A 22164-nucleotide genomic window follows, 5' to 3' on the forward strand; every position below is an offset into this window, starting at 1 on the left:
ACTAATCTTTTTTAATTTGGACCCAGAGCCCAGTTTAAATTTTGCATATACAGTAGATACTAATCTATTGTTTGGTTTTGCCGGAATATTTGTTTTGCTATTTTGCTCAGCACTAGTATCCGGAGCCGAAGTCGCCTTGTTCTCATTGTCTCAAAAAGATATTGATGAAGCAATACAGGGAAACGCCTCCAAAGGAAGAATTTTGGCTGATCTTGTAGGGAAGCCAAAGAAATTGTTGGCAACACTTCTAGTTGCTAATAACTTTATCAATATAGGAGTTGTAATTTTATTTTCATTTATTGGGAATGATTTATTTGGAGCTATCGGTTCGCCTGTTTTAAAATTTATTTTAGAGGTAATTGTGGTGACTTTTTTATTATTGCTTTTTGGTGAGGTGTTGCCAAAGGTTTATGCCAGTCGTAACAATATTAAATTTGCAAAAGCGGTGGCTTATCCCATAGTGGTTTTGGATAAATTATTATCTCCCTTGAGTATTCCTATGCGTCAAGCAACAGTTTTCTTGCATAATAAATTGGGGAAACAAAAAACCAGTTTTTCAGTAGATCAGTTGTCTCAAGCTTTAGAGCTTACTTCGTCTGATGAAACTTCATCGGAAGAACAGAAGATTTTAGAGGGAATTGTTTCATTCGGGAATACAGATACTAAGCAAGTAATGAGTCCTAGGATTGATGTTTTTGCATTAGAAATAACAGAATCTTTTACGGATATCTACGCTAAGATTATTGAAAAAGGGTATTCTAGAATTCCTGTTTTTAGGGACAATATTGATCAAATAGAAGGAGTGCTTTTTGTTAAAGATCTACTGCCGCATATCAATACCAACGATTTTGATTGGGCGTCGTTAATAAGAGAGCCTTTCTTTGTTCCTGAAAATAAAAAGTTAGACAATTTGTTGAAGGATTTTCAAAACATGAAAAGTCACTTGGCTATCGTTGTAGATGAGTACGGTGGAACTTCTGGATTGGTGTCTTTAGAAGATGTGATCGAAGAGATTGTAGGGGATATTAGTGATGAGTTTGATGACGAGGACATCAATTTTTCACAGTTAGATGACCGAAACTACATTTTTGAAGGTAAAATAAACCTGAAAGACTTCTATCGAATTATAGAAGTTGACGAGGATTTGTTTGAAATAAAAAAAGGTGAAGCCGAAACTTTGGCTGGATTTATTCTAGAGATTTCTGGAAATTTCCCGTCCAAAGGACAGAAGATATCTTATGAAAATTGCTTGTTTACGATAGAAGCAGTTGATAAGAAACGAATAAAACAGATAAAAGTCACGATTGATGTTTAGTAATAAAAAGACAAATAAAAAGTTTCGTTTAGGGGCTTTATTTTCGATTGCTTTTTTGGGGCCATTTCTTTTTTCAAGTTGTAAAGATGATGTGATTCCGAAGCCGTCCAGCTATTTGCGATTGGATTATCCAGAAGCAAAGTATGTTAATTTTGAAAATAGTTGTCCGTTTACATTTGAAATGAATTCGGCAGCGGTTGTAAAAGGGGAGAAGGATTGTGGTTTTACGATTACCTATCCAAAAATGAAAGCTACAATATACTTGACTTATAAACCTGTAAATGGCGATATTAATAAGCTATTGAGAGATGCTCAAAAATTAACCTACGAGCATGTGATTAAGGCAGATGATATACTGGAACAACCGTATTTGAACCCTGCTAAAAAAGTGTATGGTATGTTTTATCAAGTAGATGGTAATGCTGCAACCAACTCGCAGTTTTATGCTACAGATAGCACGAAACATTTTGTTACAGGTTCGATCTATTTCTATGCTAAGCCCAATTTTGATTCTATTATGCCAGCAGCTAGTTATGTAAAAAACGATATGCAACGCTTGTTAGAAACCTTGAAATGGAAATAAACAACATAAAAAAAGCTTCTCATTGAGAAGCTTTTTTTATGAATTGAAAACGTACTGCTTACGATTTCATGTCTGATACTTTGTATGTTTTTCCATCACCAGTCGCTTGAACTATTTTAGTTATTGCTTCTGGATTTTGTACTGTTTTGTCAAAAGTAACAGTTCCTAATTTTTTATCGAAATCTATAGTAGCGGTTTGTACACCGTCTAATGCCGAAAGTTCGTCTTGAATAGTTTGAGCACAGCCCATTGCGCAAGTCATTCCTTCTACTTTGAAGCTTGCTGTTTGTAAGTTTTCGGCAGCAATTTCTTTTTTTACTTTAGGAGCTACAGTTTCTGTTTTAGCAGTCTCTTTAGATGCTTCGGTGTTGTTTTTACAGCTTACAAATAAAAGTCCAGCTAGTGCAATTGTTGCAAATGATTTTGAAATAGTCATTGTATGTTGATTTTGAAGGTGTTAATCTAGTTTTTAATCAAAAACAAAATTACTCAAAAAAGGATGAGAAATTGATAAAATTATTACAATTTTGGGTTAAAATTATAATTATGGAATCGAAACAGTTGAAATGGGGATATTTATTAGTGCTTTCTTTGGTTTGGGGGAGTTCCTTTATTCTAATAAAAAAAGGATTAATTGGTTTGACAGCTGTGCAGGTAGGTTCTCTTCGAATCGTTTTTGCGGCAGTATTTTTACTGTTGATAGGTTTTAAAACCTTGGCTAAAATCCCAAAAGAAAAATGGAAATACATTGCTTTAACGGCTGTTTTTGGGACTTTTATTCCGGCTTTTCTTTTTGCATTAGCGCAAACAGAAATAGATAGTTCAGTTACTTCAATCTTGAATTCCTTAACGCCGTTGAATACGTTAGTTTTGGGATCGTTGGTTTTTGGGGTTAGTTTTCAAAAAAGACAAGTCTGGGGCGTACTTATTGGGCTGGCGGGGAGTTTGCTTTTGGTTTTTAATGGAGCGATGAATCATCCGGATCAAAATTATTATTACGCTATTTTGGTTGTGATTGCTTCGCTTTGTTATGCTGTGAATGTCAATTTAATTAAGCGTTTCTTGTCTGATTTGAGTCCGTTGAGTATTACAACTGGGAATTTTTTGTGTTTGCTTTTTCCGTCATTATTGATCCTTTATTTTACTGGGTTTGCAGAGGCAATTGCAATTGAAAAAGTCCAGCATTCAGTGCTTTTTATAATGATTTTGGGTATTGTGGGGACTGGTATTGCTAATATTTTATTTTTTAAATTGATCCAAATATCTTCTCCAGTTTTTGCAACTTCAGTGACTTACTTGATTCCTATAGTTGCTTTCTTTTGGGGTTTACTCGATAATGAGATGTTGACGCTTACGCAGTTTTTTGGGGCTTTTATTGTTTTGATCGGAGTGTATTTGTCGGCAAGAAAATAGTTTTGCTGTTTTTTCGAATAAAAAAATACCGCAAACCCATTTGTCATAATAACTAATTGCTAGTCTTTTAATAAGTGGGTTTGCGGTTCTGCTTTTGGAAGTTTGTCCAGTTGTGCTTTTATTGGATTTCTCTACTTATTTATAAATAGGTTTTTCGGTAGGATTGGCAAAGCTGTCAAAATAGAAAATAGGAGTACTAAGCTTTTCTAACCCAGGTATTACTTCTTCTCCTTTTCCTGCAATGATAATTCGCATGTTGTTAATTAGGAAATATTTATTAGCCGCTTGCAGTACATCTTCGGGAGTAACGGCATTGATGGTTTTTATGTAATTTTCATAAAAATCTTTAGGCAGTCCTTCTGTTTCTATGTTTAATGCATATCGAGCAACTGCTTGTGGTTTCTCAACCTGCATTACAAATCGTCCAATATAGCCTGCTTTTACTTCGTTTAGGGTTTGTTCAGAAACTTTTTCGGTACGGATTCTTTTAATTTCTTTTACAAATTCGGCTACAGCGCTATCGGTAACGGCTGTTTTTATCGAAGATGCTGCTCTTATTTTGGTAACATATTTCCCTGCTCCTATAATGGCATTTGCGCCATAAGTCCAGCCATGCTCTTCTCGAAGATTCATGTTAAGGTAGCTGTTAAATCCTCCTCCTAATATGTAGGTTGCAATAACTGCAGGAAAAAAGTCTTTGTCGCTCATTTTTAAATTAAGGCTGTTGACTACTGAAACCTCCGACTGTGAAGCATTGGGAACGTCTATGAAGTTGATTTGAGTAAATGGAGCGTTTTCTGGAGCGGTATACGATTGATATGTGGTATTTGTTTTTTTCCAGGATCCGAAAAGTTTTTCAACAATTGGCTTTACCTCTTTGAATTTCACATCGCCTATGATTACCAGATAGCTGTTATCGGGTGCGAAATGGTTGTTGTAATTGGCTTGAACGTCTGCAAGGGTAATGTTGCTTATGGTTTGTTCAGTAATGTATTCGCCAGAAGGGTGGCTTTTGCCAAAGGTCAGCGCGTCTACAACTCTATTGGCAATGACAGGTACGCTTTTTTCCTGTGATTTAAGGTTTTCTAGCAGCTTGGCTTTTTCTTTATCAAATTCGTCTTGTGTAAAATTGGGGTATAAAGCACCATAAGTGAGTAGTTCTAGAATACGTCCAGAGTATTTAGAGAGAGAGCTGGCATAGGCGCCATGTGAGTTGAAGCTAATGGTAGCGCCTAAGAAATCTACCTCTTCATTAAAATCATCTTTGGATATTTTAGTACTTCCGTTGCCTATCAAGTAGCTGCATAGTTCGTCGACTCCTTTTTTATCGCTTTCTGCAAATGGGGGATTGTCAATTGTAAGGTTAAAGGTTACTTTGGGTAATTTGTGGTTTTCTACTACCATTACTTTTAGTCCATTTGCTAGAAAGAATGTTTGTGGTTTGTTAATGTTGACTATTGGTGCTTTTCCGGCAGTGGGCTGTGGGCGATCTTGTGCTTGCATAATTCCTGTTATCAATACTAGGATGAGTGTAATACTTGTTTTTTTCATGGCTATCTTACTTCTGAGGTGTTTCTGCAGTAGGAAGGTAGTCCAGTAATAATCGCTGGTTTGGGTTCAGGTATTTTTGGGCTACTGTTCGAATTTCTTCTTGTGTAATCGAGTGGTAGGTCTTGATTTCGTTATTAATCAAATGGATGTCTCCGTACAATAAGTAGTATTTTGCTAGATTTTCGGCAATTCCTTCTACGTTTGAATTGTTGTTTACATATTGATTTTCAAATTGGTTCAGTAGTTTTTGGTAATCTTTATCCGAAATTAAATCGGTTTGGATTTTGATAATTTCTTCGTCAATTTCTTTTAGTAAGTCGGCGGTAGTATTTACACCCATTGGTAGTCCATATAAAATATACATACCATAATCTTCCTCGCTCAGGTTTACGGCTCCAATTTGAAGAGCGGTTTGTTTTTGGTCTACCATTTTCTTGTATAATTTAGAGCTTTTACCGTCGCTTAAGTAAGCCGATATAAAGTCTAAAACCACAGCGTCTCTCGTTTTCATAGATGGAGTTCGGTAGGCAGCAACGATCATTGGAATTTTGATATTCGGATCGTGATAAGTTGCTTTTATCGTTTGGGTGATTGGTTCTTCAGTAAAAACTTGTTTTTTTACTTTTTCTCCTTTTTCTATGGGGCCAAAGTATTTTTGAATCCATTCTTTGGTTTTTTTGCTTTCAAAATCTCCTGCAACTACAAGAACTGCATTGTTTGGCGTATAGAATTTTTTATTAAAAGCCTGAAAATCTTCAAGGGTTGCTGTGTCTAGATGCTCCATAGAACCAATGGTAGACCAGCGATAAGGATGGTTTGTGAACAAATGTTCTTTTACAACATTGATGATCTTTCCATAAGGGCGGTTGTCATAACGGGAGCTTTTTTCCTCTTTGATTACGCCGTTTTGAGTGTTAACTCCTATTTGATTGATTACAGGATGCATCAATCTTTCGGACTCCATCCAAAGTGCTAGTTCTAGGTTGTTGGACGGGAAGACTTCGTAATAATAGGTGCGATCGTCTGATGTATTGGCGTTGTTTATTCCGCCATTCGAAGATACAATTTTAAACCATTCTCCGCGTTTTATATTTGCGGTACCTTCAAAAAGCAGGTGTTCAAAGAAGTGTGCAAAACCTGTTTTATCAGGGTTTTCGTCTTTGGATCCTACGTGGTACATCACTGATGTGATCACTACGGGTGCTGTGGGGTCATGGTGCAGAATAACGTGCATTCCGTTATCAAGATCATATTCTTCAAAGGCGATTTTTTGAGCAGTAGCTACTCCGCCAAGCATAAGTGCAGAACTTAATACCATGATTGATTTTTTCATAAAGATTAATAAAATATATGTACAATAAGTGGTAGAAACGGTATTATTGTTACCTCAAAAATACTTTTTTTTAAGTTCTAATGTTCAATTGTTTTGAGATCTATTGTAGATTAGGACTCTAAAGTCTTGAAAATAGGGTAAAAGGGAATGAAAATATTTTTTTAGTCAACTGATTGGATGCTAAAAATTAAATTGTATATTTGCAACCTTAAAAATCAATAAATCAATTTGGTATGTATGCAATCGTAGAGATAGCAGGGCAACAATTTAAAGTAAGCAAAGACTTAAAGGTTTATGTTAACCGTTTGACTAATGAAGAAGGTTCAAAAGTTTCTTTTGACAAAGTTCTTTTATTAGACGATAATGGTAATGTAACTTTAGGCGCCCCAGCTATAGAAGGTGCTTCAGTAGAAGCTAAAGTGTTACAACACTTAAAAGGTGATAAAGTTATCGTTTTCAAAAAGAAAAGAAGAAAAGGATACAAAAAGAGAAATGGTCACAGACAATATCTTACTCAAATTTTGATTGAAGGTATTTCTGCATCAGGTGCTAAAAAAGCTGCTCCAAAAGCAGAAAAAGTAGCAGAGGCTAAAGCTCCTAAAGCATCAAAAAAAGGTGATGATTTAAAGTTAGTTGAAGGAATTGGGCCAAAAGCTGCAGAGGCATTAGTTGCTGCTGGGATTGATACATTCTCAAAATTAGCTAAAGCAAGTGCTGACGCTGTAAAAGAAATTTTAGAAGCTTCAACATCTAAATTATCTCATTTAGATCCAACTACTTGGGCTCAACAAGCGCAATTAGCTGCAGATGGTAAAATGGATGAATTAAAAAAATTACAAGATGAATTAAACGGTGGTAAAGCGGTTTAATTAATTACTAACAATACAAAACTTATACGTCATGGCTCACAAGAAAGGTGTCGGTAGTTCTAAGAATGGTAGAGAATCTGAATCAAAACGTTTAGGCGTTAAGATTTTTGGAGGACAAGCTGCCATTGCAGGGAACATCATCGTAAGACAAAGAGGTTCTAAGCACAATCCAGGTGAAAATGTTTACATTAGTAAAGATCACACTTTGCATGCTAGAGTACCAGGAATTGTAAAATTCCAAAAGAAAAGAGATAACAAATCATACGTTTCTATCCTTCCATTTGAAGTTGAAGCATAATTGATTTTATCAATTTATTAAAAAACCCAATCTGAAAAGATTGGGTTTTTTTGTGCTTTGTTTTTAAACTTTTACTTAGTAAGTTCAGGCTTTTCAATTTGTGGGGGTAGGTTTTTGTTTAAAAATAGAGCAGCCCATACATTTGTATGGGCTGCTTTTTTTTTGTAAATCTAAATGTTTTACTTGATTTTTAACTTGTCGATGTTTTTGTTGGTTTCTTCTTTAGCAGTTGCAGCGGCTTTGGCAGCGTCTTCTTTTGCTGTTTTTGCAGCATTAGTCACGTCTGTTTTGGCGGTGTTTATCGCGGCTTTTGCATCAGTAACAGATTCTTTTGCGTCTGCTTTTACCTTGGTAGCGGCATCTTCTAGTTTAGCACCAGTTTCGTCAAGACCTTCTTTTACATCTGTTCCTATTTCGGATGCTTTGCTTTTTGCGGCTTCCCAAGATGTTTTGGCGTTGTCAACAGCTTCTTGAGCTAGTTTTTCGGCTTCTGCATCTCCGCTTTTCTTTGCTTCTTCTAGTTTTGCAACAGCATCGTTATAAGCGGTTTCAAGCGTTGTTACATCGGCTGAGACTGTTGTTGTTTCAATAGTAGATGTTGGTGTTGTTTCTACCGTTGTTTCTTTTTTACAAGATGTAGCAAAAATTAAAGCTACAGCAGCCATACTTAAAATGATTTTTTTCATTTGTTTGTGTTGTTAAGTTATTGATTGTTTAATTGCAAATTATATGCCAGAATGCAAAATGATTCTGTATGTAGTTGTGAAGTAGTTGTTTACTATTTATTCTCCTGCTTCTTTTTTCTCTTTTTTGAGTCTTTTCTTTTCTTCTTTTTTAGCTTTTAGGGCTTCTTGTTCTTTTTTGGTTGCTTCGAGTTCGCTTTTTAAGGCTGTTATTTGTGAAGCAGTTGTTTGGATTTTGGTATTGGTTTCGCGTACTTTTTTTTCGGCCTCAGTTGTCTTTTTTTCGGCAGTAGTTATGTTCTTTTCGGGACTATTGTTGTTTTTTAGATTGGATAAACGTTCTTGTTTTAGGGCTAAGTCGGCTTGTTTTTCTTTTAATTTCCGACTGAGTTTTTCGTTTTTCTTTTCCGCTGTCCTTAATTTATTTTCAGTAGTAGCTAGCATGGATGAATAGTTGGCTAAATCGCGTTGTTGTCGTTGTATTTGTAAGGACATTTGATTTTGCTGTCTGACAATATTATTAGACATATTCATTTGTCTTTGTGCGCTAGAGAATTGAGCTGATGCAGCAAAAGGTGCTATTGTAAGGAGTAATAGGAGTAAGTGTGCTTTCATAATGCGTACTTTAATGAAGTAGGATGAGTTAATTTGTAATAAAAGTAATAAAAACAATTTGAGTGGGTAGGTGATAGTGCAATTATTTTGTTGAAGTAGTGGTGTGCGAGAGGGATAGTAGCGGCATCCTTTTATGTAGTCCCGAAACTTCGGGACTACATAAAAGATACAGCGAATAGCCCGCCCCGTAGGGACTCGCCCAAAAAACAAAAAACCCTTGCAATCCTGATAGCTATCGGGACTGTAAGGGTTAATTTATTTATCAATTTTAGCTATAATTACTATTCACTAGTAACTAATTACTAAAATTTAGTATCTGTAGTATTCTGGTTTGAATGGACCTGTAACTTCAACTCCAATGTAAGCAGCTTGATCGTCACGTAAAGTCTCTAATTCTACTCCTAATTTTGCAAGGTGCAACATAGCTACTTTTTCATCTAAATGTTTTGGTAACATGTATACGTCATTGTTGTAAGCAGCGCTGTTTTTCCATAATTCGATTTGTGCTAAAGTTTGGTTTGTAAATGAGTTACTCATTACAAAACTTGGGTGACCTGTAGCGCAACCAAGGTTTACTAAACGACCTTCGGCAAGTAAGATAATATCTTTACCGTTGATCGTGTATTTGTCAACCTGAGGTTTGATTTCAACTTTAGAAGCTCCGTGGTTTGTGTTCAACCAAGCAACTGCAATTTCGTTGTCAAAATGCCCGATGTTACAAACTATAGTTTTGTCTTTCATTTGCTCAAAGTGAGATCCTTGAACGATATCTTTGTTTCCTGTAGTTGTGATGATGATATCAGCATTTCCAACAACAGTGTTTAATTTTTTAACTTCAAAACCGTCCATTGCAGCTTGTAAAGCACAAATTGGATCGATTTCAGTAACTGTAACAATAGATCCAGCACCTCTAAAAGAAGCAGCGGTACCTTTTCCTACGTCACCGTATCCACATACCACAACTCTTTTACCAGCAAGCATAATATCAGTTGCACGACGAACTGCATCAACTGCAGATTCTTTACAACCGTATTTGTTGTCAAATTTCGATTTAGTAACCGAGTCATTCACATTGATTGCAGGCATTGGTAAAGTTCCCGCTTTTACTCTTTCGTACAATCTGTGAACTCCAGTTGTAGTCTCTTCAGACAATCCTTTAATTCCAGCAACTAAATGTGGGTAACGGTCAATAACCATGTTTGTTAAGTCTCCACCATCATCAAGAATCATGTTCAATGGTTTTCTATCTTCACCAAAGAATAATGTTTGCTCGATACACCAGTCAAAATCCTCTTCGTTCAACCCTTTCCAAGCATAAACTTGAATTCCAGCAGCAGCAATTGCAGCAGCAGCTTGATCTTGAGTAGAGAAAATGTTACAAGATGACCAAGTAACTTCAGCACCAAGAGCGATTAAAGTCTCGATTAAAACTGCAGTTTGGATCGTCATGTGTAAACATCCCGCAATACGAGAACCAGCAAGTGGTTGCTCATCTTTATATTCAGCACGAAGTGCCATTAAACCTGGCATTTCTGCTTCAGCTAGTTCGATTTCTTTTCTTCCCCAGGCCGCTAGAGAGATGTCTTTTACTTTGAAAGCCACAAAAGGCATAGTTGTAGTACTCATTTATAGTATATTTGTATTGTAATTTTTTGCAAATTTACGGAATATCTTATGATTTAAAAAGGATTCGACTATATTTATGAATTGTTTAATAGTGTAATCTTTTAAAAATCAGTAAAATAATAAATTAAAGACTGTTAGCTTCTTTTTTAGGAGCTATTCCCGCTGTACACTATATCTTTTTATCTGGAGCGTTATGGGGTAAACTCAAACATTTTTCAAGATAAAAAGGATGCCGTTGCCATCGGGGCTAAAAATCATCAGACCAAAACCATGCCTTTATATAAGACCATAAATGTAAAACGTCCCGAGGGGAAAACGACTACAGTACTCGTGTGGGAAATCACCGAATCATTTGACGAATTGCGATCAGAGGTAGTGCTAAATATGAAAAACCGTACGCGGCTCGAAGGCATGAAATCAGAGTTGCACCAACGTGGTTTTTTAAGTGTTCGCAAACTCATGCAAGAAGCAGGTTATAATGACTTAGACTTGTTTTATGACGAATTTGGGAAACCGCATTTAAAAGACGATAAATACATTTCGATCACGCATTCGCATCATTTTTCGGCTATTATTATTAGCGATGAGAGCGTTGGTATTGATATTGAATTGCAGCGCGAAAAAATCATTCGCATTGCCGATAAGTTTGTTGATACCGAGTTCAAATATCTGGATAAAAAAAATGAACAAGAATACATCAAAAAACTTACTGTGATTTGGGGTGCCAAAGAAGCTATTTTTAAAATAAGAAACGAAAAAGGAATTAGCTTTAATGATCATATTAGAGTGAAGTCTTTTCGATTGCAAGATAAAAAAGTTGCTGCCACGCTACATTTTGAAGGGAAGCTGCATAGTTTTGAATTGTATCAAGAGGAAATTAAGGGTTTTGGACTCGTTTATGCTTTTCAAGCCGACTAAAATTTTAGTTGTTTAAAAATAATAATTGGAGTGCAAATAATGACAGAAATATACAGCCAAATACTAAAAGCCAAGGTGGAAAATAGAAAATTGCTAGCGGTATTACTGGATCCAGATAAAATTATTTGGGACCAGTTAAATCATCAAATTGATAGAATCAATCAGTCGCCCGCAACACATGTTTTTATTGGCGGAAGCCTTGTAGAGTCCGGTAGAATGGACGAATTGATTGAGGCTATTAAACAAAAATGCAATTTACCTATCGTTCTTTTTCCAGGCAATCCTTCGCAAATTTCGAACAAAGCCGATGCAATCTTGTTTTTGTCTTTGTTGTCTGGTAGAAACCCCGATTATTTAATAGGGCATCAGGTTGCTGCAGCTCCTGTTTTAAAGAAAAGCAGTTTAGAAATAATTTCAACAGGATATTTGTTAATCGAGAGTGGTAGTGAAACGGCGGTTGCTAGAGTGAGCAAGACAAGACCTATGGATCGAGACAATCTTGAATTGGTTGTGGCTACAGCTCAAGCAGGCGAAATGTTAGGCAATAAGCTCATTTATCTAGAAGCGGGTAGTGGTGCGAGGAAGGCCGTTCCGCTACAGCTGATTGAAAGCGTGAGTCGCAATGTTGCTATTCCATTAATTGTGGGCGGCGGTATCATGGATGCTGTGGGAATTCAAATAGCTTATAATGCGGGTGCTGATCTGGTAGTTATAGGAACGGCTTTTGAAAAAGATTTTAATTTTTTTAATTCATACAATCAATGATAGATTTTTTTTTAGACGCATATAAAGACGTAAGTACAACTCATATTTTATTAGAGTTTATTGTTTTTGTTTTTGGGATATTAAGTGTTTGGTTTGCTAGGCAAGAAAATATTTTAGTCTATCCTACAGGATTAATAGCTACGATAATTTCAGTATATTTACTTTTTATTGCAGGTTATCTTGGTGATATGATGATTAACGGATATTTTACGATCATGAGTATTTATGGTTGGTATAAGTGGACAAGAAAGTCATCTGATAATGATGCAATGCCTATAACGAGAACAAATACTAGAGAGAAATTAATAGGATTCTTATTGTTTATTGTAACTATTTTTGTAGTTTACGGTATCTATAAGTTGTTTGGTAATGAACTTCACGGTGATAATTATTTTGATATCGTTGCATCGGGTATTTTCTTTACGGGAATGTGGTATATGGCCAATAAAAAAATCGAAAACTGGACACTTTGGATTTTGGGTGATATAATTGTGACCCCGTTGTATGCATATAGAGGATTAGGAATGTTGTCTTTACAATATTTAATATTTACAATATTAGCTATTTCAGCTTATTTAGAATGGAGAAAAATCTTAAACAAGAACAGTCAGCGATTGTAAAAATTGCCATGTTTGGTCCTGAGAGTACGGGAAAAACGACTTTAGCAATACAACTAGCCGAATATTATAAAACGGAATGGGTTCCTGAGTTTGCACGTGATTATTTGCAAGAGAAATGGGATCAAAAACAAGAAATTTGTAGTCTAGAGGATATGCTACCCATAGCGTATGGCCAAACGAAACTGGAAAATATGAAGTTGGCTCATGCCAATAAATATTTATTTTGTGACACTAATCTGATGGTTACTAAGGTTTTTTCGGAGGTGTATTATGATTTTTGCGAGCCGGATCTGGATAAAGCAGCAGTAGAACATCAATATGATTTGTTTTTTCTTACGGATATTGATGTTCCTTGGGAAAAAGATGATTTAAGAGATAAGCCAGAAGGTAGAAAATCAGTCTTTGAGGTGTTTAAAAAATCATTAATTGACAATAATAAGCCGTTTATAACCCTTTCGGGCGATAAAAAACTGAGATTAAGTACTGCAATTGCAATTATAGATTCTTTGGCGAAAGCTAAGGAATTGGGTTTTAGCACGTGTGATTTTGTGCAAATCTACAAACATGGAATCCCATTTGAGAATATAGTAGAGCAATTGAGTTTCTTTAAAAATGGAATTCCGAAAGCAAAATTAATAGCACCTGCAGCAATATTAAACGGGATAATAAAGTTATCGAAAGCACAATTTGAAGAGAAGGCCAGTTATTTTGACGATCATAAGTCTAATTATGTGTTAGAGAAATTTGTACCAGCTTCTGGGGCTGCTTCAAGGATGTTTAAGTTTTTGAACGTATTCTTGAATGAATTTGATATCGAACGAGAAACTATTAACTCTTATATTAATAGAAGCAAGGATAACGAATTAGCTGTTTTTATAGTAGGTACCGATCGTTTTCCGTTTTTTAAGGAAGTTTATGAAAAATTGGTTAGTGAAATAGAAAATTTTGAAGACCTAGACCGAGATCACAAAAATTATTATTTTATTAGTTTTTTACTGTCGGCTCAATATTTCGATTATGCCAATAAGCCAAAGGGTATTTTACCCTTTCATAAATACGCCGAGAGTATAGCCAGTCCTATAGAAGAGCATTTATACGAATGTGGGTATTATGCAAGTGTGAACGGAAAGTCATTATTGCACTTTACCGTCTCTCAAGAGCATCAATCTCAATTTGAACATATTATTAGTTCAGTACACAATGCAGTAGAAAATGAAACGAGTACTGTGGTAGACGTTAGCTATTCATTCCAAAATCAGAGCACAGATACTATTGCAGTAACACTTTCAAACGAACCTTTTCATACTAATAAAGGTGATTTAGTTTTTAGACCTGGGGGCCATGGTGCGCTGATTGAAAACCTGAATAATCTAAAATCAGATGTGGTTTTTATTAAAAACATTGATAATGTTATCCAGAACAATAACGAGATAATAGCAGTTTATAAAAAAGGTTTGGGTGGAATACTGTTAGAGATTCAGCAACAAATTTTTTCTTATTTAAAAGCTTTAGATTCAAATTCAGTTGATGATGCATTGATTGCAACAATTGTGGTTTTCTTGAAAGACAGCCTATATATTACTATTGATGAGGATTTTAATAGTAGCTCAGTAAATGCTAAAATAGATTTTATTAAAAAGAAATTAGACAGACCAATTCGTGTGTGCGGAGTAGTTATAAACGAAGGAGAGCCAGGAGGAGGGCCGTTTTGGGTTCTAAATGACATCAATGGTATTTCGTTGCAAATTGTTGAATCGTCACAAGTAGATATGGATAATGAAGAACAAGCAGCAATCATGGCTGATGCTTCGCATTTTAATCCAGTTGATTTGGTTTGTGGTATTCGTAATTATAAAGGAGATAAGTTTGATTTAAGTCAGTTTGTGGATAAAAACAGCGGATTTATTGTAGAGAAAAACACAGGAGGGGCTACTATAAAAGCGTATGAATTGCCGGGATTGTGGAACGGTGCGATGGCAAATTGGATTACAATTTTTGTCGAAGTACCATTGATTACTTTTAATCCAGTAAAAACAGTAAACGATTTATTAAAAGATCCGCATCAACGCAGTAAAATATGGAAAATATAACATTAGTTTCCGAGCTACAATACAAAGCCGTTCGCAGTAGTGGCGCAGGAGGTCAAAATGTAAATAAGGTGTCTTCAAAAGTAGTGCTTAGTTTTGACTTGAAAAAATCTAAGGGATTATCGGATGAAGAGAAAGCTTTGCTTGAAATTAATTTATCTTCAAGATTAACGGATGATTTACTATTGATTTTAAATTGTGATGAAGATCGCAGTCAGCTACGCAATAAAGAAATTGTTACCAAACGATTCTTTGAGCTACTTAAGAAAGGGCTGTTTGTTCCTAAGCCACGAAAAGAAACTAAAATTCCTAAAGCAGCAATACGCAAGCGAATCAAGAACAAAAAGAACATCTCACAGTTAAAACAAACGCGTAAAAAGCCAGACTTAGATTAATACGGCTCAATGTTGCAAGTCATTTTTTTGTTTTAGTTGTAAATCGTACCAATGCGAATCTTAATGTGTTTTGAGATGTAGATGATCTTAAAGTTGTATATTTGTTTTTATCCTAAGGATTTAGTTTTAAATCAGTATTTTTCTTATTAAAAACGATGATTGTTTACTAATAAAGCAGATAATTATTGATTAATAAGTAAGGGTAGATTAAGAATAGTTCAAACAAATAAAGCATAAATTTTTATTTCCATAGCGCAATTAGAAATCTAGAATAGGACTTTATATTTCTAAAGAATTAAAGAAAAGAAATGAAAATACAGTTAAAAAAAGCATTGAATAAATTATTAAGCATTAAGAGACTTAAAAAATCAATTTTTATTCCCTTCTTTTTGTTTGCATTTGTTTTTATATCAATTTCATTAATTAGTATTTATATTTTACATAAAAAAGTCATTCAAAAGGAGGTTTCTTTTGAATACAGTAATATAGATACAATGTTTAAGGATAAAATTAAATCTGAGGCAATAAGCCTTAGGTTGTTTGTTGTACAATTAAGTACTAATGATTCTTTGCTGCGCGCCTTTAAGAACAATGATCGAAACTTATTTCAAAAAGCATCCAATAAATACTTTAAAAAATCCGATTTAAATTTAGCTCCTGATTTATTAAACTTTATATCTAGTGACGGCATAGTTCTTTATAGAAACCATCAGCCCAAGGTATATGGGCAAAAAGTAACACAGCAATTTATCTATAAAAAAGCAGTTGCTACTGGAGCAAGTTTTTTTCATATAGGTTCGGGAACCTACTCAGGTGTAAGTTTAAAAGTTATTGTTCCTGTGCGCGATACAAGTCAAAAAGTCGTGGGGTATATAGTGGTGGGGAAGGATTTCTCTAAAATTTTGCAAGAAACGGCGAAACAAACCCATATGGACTTCCTTTTTTTTACTAAACTCAATTTGTTGAATTTAAAACTCAATACAGATAAAATTAAAAAGTTTGGATTGTTTAAGAAAGGGAATGATGATTTATTTCTAGAATGGTCCACACTATCCCCAAATGCTGTAATTGATAAAGAAGTTATTGAAACAAAAATCAAGTCAAATGCAGTAACATCGATACGCTTAAATGGTGTTGACTATCTGTCAAAATCATTGCCTTTAATTAATTTTGATGAGACTGAGTTTGGGCAAGTTTTTGTGCTTCATGACAATTCAATTCATCTAAATGATTTGATGGAGACTATCGCTTATTTGATTTTGATTTCAATAGTGATGATAGTTATTCTTTCATTAATTTTTAATACTATTCTAAATAAAATCGGGAAGAATTTATTTGATAAAAATCAAAAATTAATTTTAGAATTAAAAAAGAGAATTATTGCAGATAGGAAATTAAGTGAAAATATTAGTGAGTTAAAGCAGTTGACACTTATTGCATCTCATGATCTTAGAAGTCCGTTAACCAATTTAGAAGGTTTATTGGATTTGCTGCAAAATGAAGATACTGATTCGGATTTACAATCTTTATTATTAGAAAATGCCGCTACTAGTGTGGAGTTGATGAAAAATACAATAGATAGTTTGACTACTATTGTAAAGCAAAGAGAAAGTTTTTTAAAAGAGATCGTTGTTGAGCAATCAATTCAGCCTGTATTTGACAAGGTGATTTTGCAGCTTGAGCATCTTATTAAAGAAAAACATATAGAAATAAAGACAAATTTTGTTGCCTGTCCTTCTTTGTTAGTATCCCAAATTCACCTTAAAAGTATTTTGCTAAACCTATTAAGTAATGCTATCAAATATGCATCAGAGACAAAGGACGTTAAATGTGTTATAGAAGTCTATAGTGTCATGGAAAAGGGAGTTAGATCGATTGTGATACAAGATAATGGCATAGGTTTTGATTCAAATTTTCAAAAAGGAAAGCTTTTTAAACCCTTTAAACGTTTTCATCATGAAAAAACCGGAAGTGGTATCGGTTTGTATTTAACAAAGTTAATTGTTGAAAATTATAATGGTAAAATTCAAATTGAGAGTGAAGTAGGAAAAGGAACAATGGTAAAAATTGATTTTTAATTATGATAAATCCAAATTTCATATTGGTTGACGATGATAAGATTATGTTGTTTTTAATTGAGTTAGAAATTAAAAAACACTTTAAAGACGCAACAAGGGTGAGTTTTTGTAAATCAGATCTTGCTTTTAACTATATGAAAGAAAATGCAAGTAATTTAAAAGACACGGTTGTTTTATTGGATTTAAACATGCCTGTTATGGACGGTTTTCAATTATTAAGAGAGTTAAATTCATTTTCGCATACTTTAAAAGTGATCATTGTAACAAGCTCAATTTCTGATCAAGATAAAAGCGAAGCCATGGCGTATCCCTTTGTTTTGGGATATATCAATAAACCTTTAAAAGCGCTCGAGATACAAAACGTACTTTTAAAAAATTAAAAGAAGCGTACTGCTGTAAACTTGTTAAAAAATGATCGATAATAATTTTTAAATTGTTGTTTGATTATTATTCTTTTTAGAATTACATTTGCCCCGTCTCAAAGGGGTGCTAAATTCTAGAAATGGAAATAAAGCTGAGATTATACCCAACGAACCTGGACGAGTAATGTTGTCAAGGGAAAAAAGGATAGAGAAAAGCAGAAATGCCATTTTTTGTCATAGGAACAACCAATTATAAATTTAACAACAAGAATAATTCCCCCTTTTATTCGTGATTTTTTACGAATGAAAACAATTATTAGTTACAAAGTTGCAAGATCTCAAAGTTGCAACGTCTTAAAATTGCAAAAAGTTGCAAATTTCAAGAGATTCACTCTTTTATCTATTCTATTTTCTTCAATTTCTTTTGCCCAAGTTAAGGATACAACTACGGTAAACAAGCTAGACGAAGTCTTGGTTTCGGCTGTACGTGTCACTACTAAAACGCCGGTTAGTTTTAGCAACTTAGACAAAAAAGAAATCAAATCTCGCAATTTAGGGCAAGATATTCCAATTTTAATGAATTACCTTCCATCGGTTGTTACAACCTCTGATGCTGGGAATGGTGTGGGCTATACTGGTATTCGTGTGCGTGGTAGCGATGCAACACGAGTAAATGTGACCATAAACGGAATTCCGTACAATGATTCAGAGAGTCATGGCACTTATTGGGTTAATATGCCTGATTTTGCGTCATCGGTAGAGAGCTTGCAGCTGCAACGTGGGGTAGGTACTTCTACAAATGGTGCAGGAGCTTTTGGCGCAAGCCTTAATATGTTAACTGATGCTTACGCAAAAGTGAGTAATGGTGAAATTTCTAATTCAATAGGAAGCTTTAATACCCATAAACATACAGTAAAATTCAGCACTGGCTTGTTAAACGATCATTTTGAATTAGCTGGACGATTATCTGTATTAAAATCAGATGGCTATGTGGACCGCGCTAGTTCCGACATGAAATCGTATTTTTTACAAGGAACCTATGTGGGGAAATCGACTTTGATTAAAGCTTTAGTTTTTGGCGGAAAAGAAAAAACATATCAATCGTGGAATGGATTGGAAGATCTGGATGTTTTAAAAAATGACAGAACTTTTAATACAGCTGGGATGTACACCGACGAATTTGGCAACACCAAGTTTTACGATAACGAAACCGATAATTACCAGCAAGATCATTTTCAATTGCATTGGAATGAAAAAGTATCAGCTGCATGGAGTACGAATTTGGCTGTTTTTTATTCGAAAGGAAAAGGCTATTATGAAAACTATAAGGAGAATGCTAAGTTTTCTGGGTATGGATTGACGCCAATAGTTATAGGTGGAACAACGATTAATAGAACCGATTTGATTCGTCAAAAATGGTTGGACAATGATTTTTATGGTACTACTTTTTCGGCTAATTATAAGCACGAAAAATGGGATGTGATCCTAGGTGGCGGGTACAATAAATACGAAGGAAGTCACTTTGGTAAGGTGATTTGGGCGCGATATGCATCAACATCTGAAGTAGGAGATCGCTACTATGATGACAGTGCTACAAAAACAGATGCTAATGTTTTTGCGAAAGCTAATTATCAAGTGGTAGAAAAGCTTAGTTTATTTGGAGATTTACAAGTACGCGCGGTACGATATAAAGCGAATGCAGCTGAGACAGGTGTGGTAAATGATACGTTCCGCTTTTTTAATCCAAAAACAGGTTTGAATTATGCTATCAACTCAAGTAATCAATTGTACTTTTCGTATGCAAGAGCTAATCGCGAGCCGAATAGAACCGACTATGAAAACGGAAGTCCTAGACCCGAAAAATTAAATGATTTTGAGTTAGGATTGCGTCACAATACAGCAAAGATAAAACTGAATGCAAATGTGTATTACATGGCATACAAAGACCAATTAATTTTAACAGGAGAACTGGATGATGTAGGCGCGCCTATTCGTAAAAACAGCGGGGATAGTTATCGCTTAGGTTTAGAGTTAGATGCTACAGTAGCGGTTTTGGATAACTTAATTATCAGGCCTAATATGACGATTAGTACGAATAAAAATAAGGATTTCTTTTTTACTAGAGACGGGGTTTTAACATCTTTAGGAAATACAAATATCGCTTATTCCCCAGATTTTATTGCAGGGAACATCATTACTTTTTTGCCTGTGAGTAATTTACAAATTTCGTTTTTATCAAAATTTGTAGGACAGCAATACATGGGAAATATAGATTCCGAAGGATCAAAGCTTAAATCATATTTTGTAAACGATTTAAATTTCTCGTATGAGTTCAAACCAAAGTCGGTTTTTAAATCTATTTTGATCACTGGATTGGTAAATAATATTTTTGACTACAAATACATTTCAAATGGTTATTTCTACACCTATGATGATGATTATTCTAATCCTCCGGCAATTACAACCATCGAAGGAGCAGGTTATTATCCTCAAGCGGGAATTAATTTCTTGGTAGGATTAACGCTGAAGTTCTAGAAATTTTTTTTCGTAAAAAAGAGCCTGAAAATTAAATTTTTCAGGCTCTTTTTGTTTGGTTTTATATCAAATCATTCCGTTTTACTTTTAAAAATTGTATCGAGAAGTATTAAAGAGCTATTCGATATTTTCTACTGATTTTTAATATTCGCTCTTGATTTATTAATATTCGCTTCGGCTGGCTCCGGACTTGGTTGTGAACCTGGGTTTGAGGCGATCTGTTGTTTTTTATTACTCCTAGAGGTGTTGATATTCGCCTCGGCTGATTGTGAACCTGAAGAAGGGTTTGTTGTAAGCTGCTGTTTAATATTACTCCTAGAAGTATTGATATTCGCTTGGACAGATTGTGAACTTGAAGAAGGAGTTTCTTGTGCTGCTGCACTTAAACTTACTGCAAACATAACTGTGATAACAAAATGTGACTTTTTCATGATATAATTTTTTCATGATTAATTAAATTCGCATCTCCAAATTATACTATATAATTGCTTGTTAAGATGCTTTCGTAGTTATATCAACTCTACTATAATTTTGTTACCCCTATTTTCTTTTTTTATAAAAAAACAATACAAAGCCACTGACTACAATTTGAGTTTCAAAATTTTTAAATACATAGAATCTTACTTTTTGATCTCAAAACAATACCTTCTTACATATAATTATGTCTTCATATAATCAACTGATACTGATTGATTTTCTCAAGTGAATTCTTATTTTCGCGTTTTTTTTCAAAAAAAATAAAAATTAGGGGTAACAATCAAACCCCATAATGGATATAACACTATAAAACTAAAACAGTAAAAACATTAAATTCTAAACATCATGAAAAAAAGTATTGTAATCGCACTTATCGCATTAACAGGTTTAACAGCAAATGCACAACGTTTAAAATTTGGATCTAAACTAGGACTAAACGTGAATTCAATTATTAGAAACGCAACAGTAAACCAAGTTGAAGACGAAATAAAACTAGGGTATTTGGCAGGAAGTTATTTAGATGTTAAAATTACAAAGCGTGTGCATATACAATTTGAGTTATTATATGCTAAAAACAATTATAACACAACCGAGAACAGTAACATCAGCCCTGCGATGCCAACGGATTTAATTACAAATTCCAATGTAACCTTAAACCCATCCGATATTATCAAACAATCTGTGGTTGAAAATTACAAAACGGCGTATATCAATGCTCCAATATTAGCCAAATTCTATCCTGTAAAATGGTGGAGTCTCGATGCTGGTGTTCAGGCTGGCTATTTGTTAGACGCTGAAAGATTGGTAAAAGAAAACGTAACAATCACACCAACTATGAATAACTCAAACCCATCCGTTTCTTTAAGCAGTACTCCTTTGGACGAAATAGCAACAAAAGAGTTTGAACGTTTACAGTTTGGAGCACTAATTGGTTCTACTTTGTATTTTACCAAAAACGTAAATTTAGGTCTTCGTTATGACTTAGGAATTACAAATCTTAGAGACCGCAATAGCAACAAAGAGAAAAACGGTGTTTTTGCAGCCTCATTAGGATATAGTTTTTAATTCTAACCGCACTGATTCCATAACGAATCAAAACTTTAAAACAGCAAAAAAAAGAGCCTGAAATTAATTTTTCAGGCTCTTTTTATTTAATTATAAACTCGCAATACATTTCCGTTCACTTCAACTCGGTATTGTTTTAAAGGATATTGTAAACCGCCTTGACCGGTGAATAAGCTATACTCGTTACTATCACAAGGACAAATAATGTTAATCCCTTTTAAGGTCATGGTAGAGCAACTGCTAAGTACTTGGTTAGGACAAGCGGCATCAAATGCGTTATAACCACTTCCTGTGTTGAATATGTAAATCCCCTTAACACCTACGCTAGCATAATAAATGGCATTACTAGGATATTGCAAGCTAGAATAAGCAGGCAAATTCATGTTGATGTCTACGTTAAAGGTATAGCTGGGTAAATAAGGGTTTTTATTATTGAAATTGCTGTCGCTACAACCTGAAAATGCTATTGTTATAAGGAGTACAAAGAGACTTTTTTTCATTAGATCAGAATTTGTTAAAAGTATTAGTGAAACAAATTTAAATTATTTAACTTTGAATTAGATATGATTAACATAT

22 protein-coding genes are annotated in these 22164 nt (G+C 34.4%); 14 read left to right on the forward strand and 8 right to left on the reverse strand.

Going from position 1 to position 22164, the window contains the following annotated elements; all coding sequences use genetic code 11:
- Positions 1-16 precede the first annotated feature (16 nt).
- Positions 17-1315, forward strand: coding sequence for a gliding motility-associated protein GldE (locus H8R24_RS08515; protein WP_187018155.1), 1299 nt, complete (start codon positions 17-19; stop codon positions 1313-1315).
- Positions 1308-1898 carry a gliding motility lipoprotein GldD gene (gldD, locus tag H8R24_RS08520; protein ID WP_187018154.1) on the forward strand — a complete coding sequence of 197 codons (591 nt, stop codon included), beginning with the start codon at positions 1308-1310 and terminating at the stop codon, positions 1896-1898. Before H8R24_RS08515 ends, gldD begins: the two co-directional genes overlap by 8 nt.
- A 58-nt stretch (positions 1899-1956) precedes the next feature.
- Here gldD and H8R24_RS08525 read toward each other — a convergent pair whose 3' ends face one another.
- Positions 1957-2334: a heavy-metal-associated domain-containing protein gene (locus H8R24_RS08525; RefSeq protein ID WP_187018153.1), complete on the reverse strand. Its 378-nt coding sequence runs from the start codon at positions 2332-2334 to the stop codon at positions 1957-1959.
- 110 nt (positions 2335-2444) lie between these two features.
- On the opposite strand from H8R24_RS08525, the gene H8R24_RS08530 reads away from it, so the two are divergent.
- Positions 2445-3311, forward strand: a complete 867-nt coding sequence (locus tag H8R24_RS08530; RefSeq protein ID WP_187018152.1) for a DMT family transporter — start codon at positions 2445-2447, stop codon at positions 3309-3311.
- Positions 3312-3446: 135 nt separating this feature from the next.
- Here H8R24_RS08530 and H8R24_RS08535 read toward each other — a convergent pair whose 3' ends face one another.
- Both H8R24_RS08535 and H8R24_RS08540 read right to left on the reverse strand, forming a co-directional pair.
- Positions 3447-4862 (reverse strand): M16 family metallopeptidase, encoded by a 1416-nt coding sequence (locus tag H8R24_RS08535; protein WP_225876789.1) that lies wholly within the window; start codon positions 4860-4862, stop codon positions 3447-3449.
- Between the two features lie 7 nt (positions 4863-4869).
- Positions 4870-6195, reverse strand: coding sequence for a M16 family metallopeptidase (locus H8R24_RS08540; protein WP_187018151.1), 1326 nt, complete (start codon positions 6193-6195; stop codon positions 4870-4872).
- Between the two features lie 233 nt (positions 6196-6428).
- Here H8R24_RS08540 and rplU point away from each other — a divergent pair, with 233 nt between their 5' ends.
- Positions 6429-7064 (forward strand): 50S ribosomal protein L21, encoded by a 636-nt coding sequence (rplU, locus tag H8R24_RS08545; RefSeq protein ID WP_187018150.1) that lies wholly within the window; start codon positions 6429-6431, stop codon positions 7062-7064.
- Positions 7065-7095: 31 nt separating this feature from the next.
- Entirely contained in the window at positions 7096-7362 is a 267-nt protein-coding gene (gene rpmA, locus H8R24_RS08550; protein WP_007137428.1) for a 50S ribosomal protein L27, read from the forward strand.
- Between the two features lie 179 nt (positions 7363-7541).
- Here rpmA and H8R24_RS08555 read toward each other — a convergent pair whose 3' ends face one another.
- From H8R24_RS08555 to ahcY, 3 genes are all read right to left on the reverse strand, one after another.
- Entirely contained in the window at positions 7542-8048 is a 507-nt protein-coding gene (locus H8R24_RS08555) for a hypothetical protein (RefSeq protein ID WP_187018149.1), read from the reverse strand.
- Positions 8049-8144: 96 nt separating this feature from the next.
- Complete coding sequence (locus tag H8R24_RS08560) at positions 8145-8660, reverse strand: hypothetical protein (RefSeq protein WP_187018148.1); 516 nt, start codon at positions 8658-8660, stop codon at positions 8145-8147.
- 309 nt (positions 8661-8969) lie between these two features.
- Entirely contained in the window at positions 8970-10286 is a 1317-nt protein-coding gene (gene ahcY / locus H8R24_RS08565; protein WP_187018147.1) for an adenosylhomocysteinase, read from the reverse strand.
- 270 nt (positions 10287-10556) lie between these two features.
- Here ahcY and H8R24_RS08570 point away from each other — a divergent pair, with 270 nt between their 5' ends.
- The 8 genes from H8R24_RS08570 (at position 10557) to H8R24_RS08605 (ending at position 20046) form a co-directional block, all read left to right on the forward strand.
- On the forward strand, positions 10557-11204 hold the full coding sequence (locus H8R24_RS08570) for a 4'-phosphopantetheinyl transferase family protein (protein ID WP_187018146.1): 648 nt from the start codon (positions 10557-10559) through the stop codon (positions 11202-11204).
- A gap of 39 nt (positions 11205-11243) precedes the next feature.
- The gene (locus tag H8R24_RS08575; RefSeq protein ID WP_187018145.1) at positions 11244-11969 is read left to right on the forward strand and encodes a geranylgeranylglyceryl/heptaprenylglyceryl phosphate synthase; all 726 of its coding nucleotides are present in this window, start codon (positions 11244-11246) and stop codon (positions 11967-11969) included.
- On the forward strand, positions 11966-12589 hold the full coding sequence (gene pnuC, locus H8R24_RS08580; RefSeq protein ID WP_187018144.1) for a nicotinamide riboside transporter PnuC: 624 nt from the start codon (positions 11966-11968) through the stop codon (positions 12587-12589). Before H8R24_RS08575 ends, pnuC begins: the two co-directional genes overlap by 4 nt.
- On the forward strand, positions 12550-14679 hold the full coding sequence (locus H8R24_RS08585; RefSeq protein ID WP_187018143.1) for a DUF4301 family protein: 2130 nt from the start codon (positions 12550-12552) through the stop codon (positions 14677-14679). The genes pnuC and H8R24_RS08585 overlap by 40 nt, the downstream gene beginning before the upstream one ends.
- Positions 14667-15071 (forward strand): alternative ribosome rescue aminoacyl-tRNA hydrolase ArfB, encoded by a 405-nt coding sequence (gene arfB / locus H8R24_RS08590; RefSeq protein WP_187018142.1) that lies wholly within the window; start codon positions 14667-14669, stop codon positions 15069-15071. Before H8R24_RS08585 ends, arfB begins: the two co-directional genes overlap by 13 nt.
- A gap of 332 nt (positions 15072-15403) precedes the next feature.
- On the forward strand, positions 15404-17149 hold the full coding sequence (locus H8R24_RS08595) for an ATP-binding protein (RefSeq protein WP_187018141.1): 1746 nt from the start codon (positions 15404-15406) through the stop codon (positions 17147-17149).
- Positions 17150-17151: 2 nt separating this feature from the next.
- Positions 17152-17529 carry a response regulator gene (locus tag H8R24_RS08600; protein ID WP_187018140.1) on the forward strand — a complete coding sequence of 126 codons (378 nt, stop codon included), beginning with the start codon at positions 17152-17154 and terminating at the stop codon, positions 17527-17529.
- A 285-nt stretch (positions 17530-17814) separates the two neighbouring features.
- Entirely contained in the window at positions 17815-20046 is a 2232-nt protein-coding gene (locus tag H8R24_RS08605) for a TonB-dependent receptor (RefSeq protein ID WP_187018139.1), read from the forward strand.
- Between the two features lie 131 nt (positions 20047-20177).
- On the opposite strand, the gene H8R24_RS08610 is transcribed toward H8R24_RS08605, so the two are convergent.
- Positions 20178-20477, reverse strand: coding sequence for a hypothetical protein (locus H8R24_RS08610; RefSeq protein WP_187018138.1), 300 nt, complete (start codon positions 20475-20477; stop codon positions 20178-20180).
- 391 nt (positions 20478-20868) lie between these two features.
- Here H8R24_RS08610 and H8R24_RS08615 point away from each other — a divergent pair, with 391 nt between their 5' ends.
- Positions 20869-21588 (forward strand): porin family protein, encoded by a 720-nt coding sequence (locus tag H8R24_RS08615; protein WP_187018137.1) that lies wholly within the window; start codon positions 20869-20871, stop codon positions 21586-21588.
- 86 nt (positions 21589-21674) lie between these two features.
- On the opposite strand, the gene H8R24_RS08620 is transcribed toward H8R24_RS08615, so the two are convergent.
- Positions 21675-22088, reverse strand: a complete 414-nt coding sequence (locus H8R24_RS08620; RefSeq protein WP_187018136.1) for a Rieske (2Fe-2S) protein — start codon at positions 22086-22088, stop codon at positions 21675-21677.
- Between the last annotated feature and the right edge of the window lie 76 nt (positions 22089-22164).

It is taken from the genome of Flavobacterium muglaense, from assembly GCF_014305155.1.
Lineage (GTDB): Bacteria > Bacteroidota > Bacteroidia > Flavobacteriales > Flavobacteriaceae > Flavobacterium > Flavobacterium muglaense.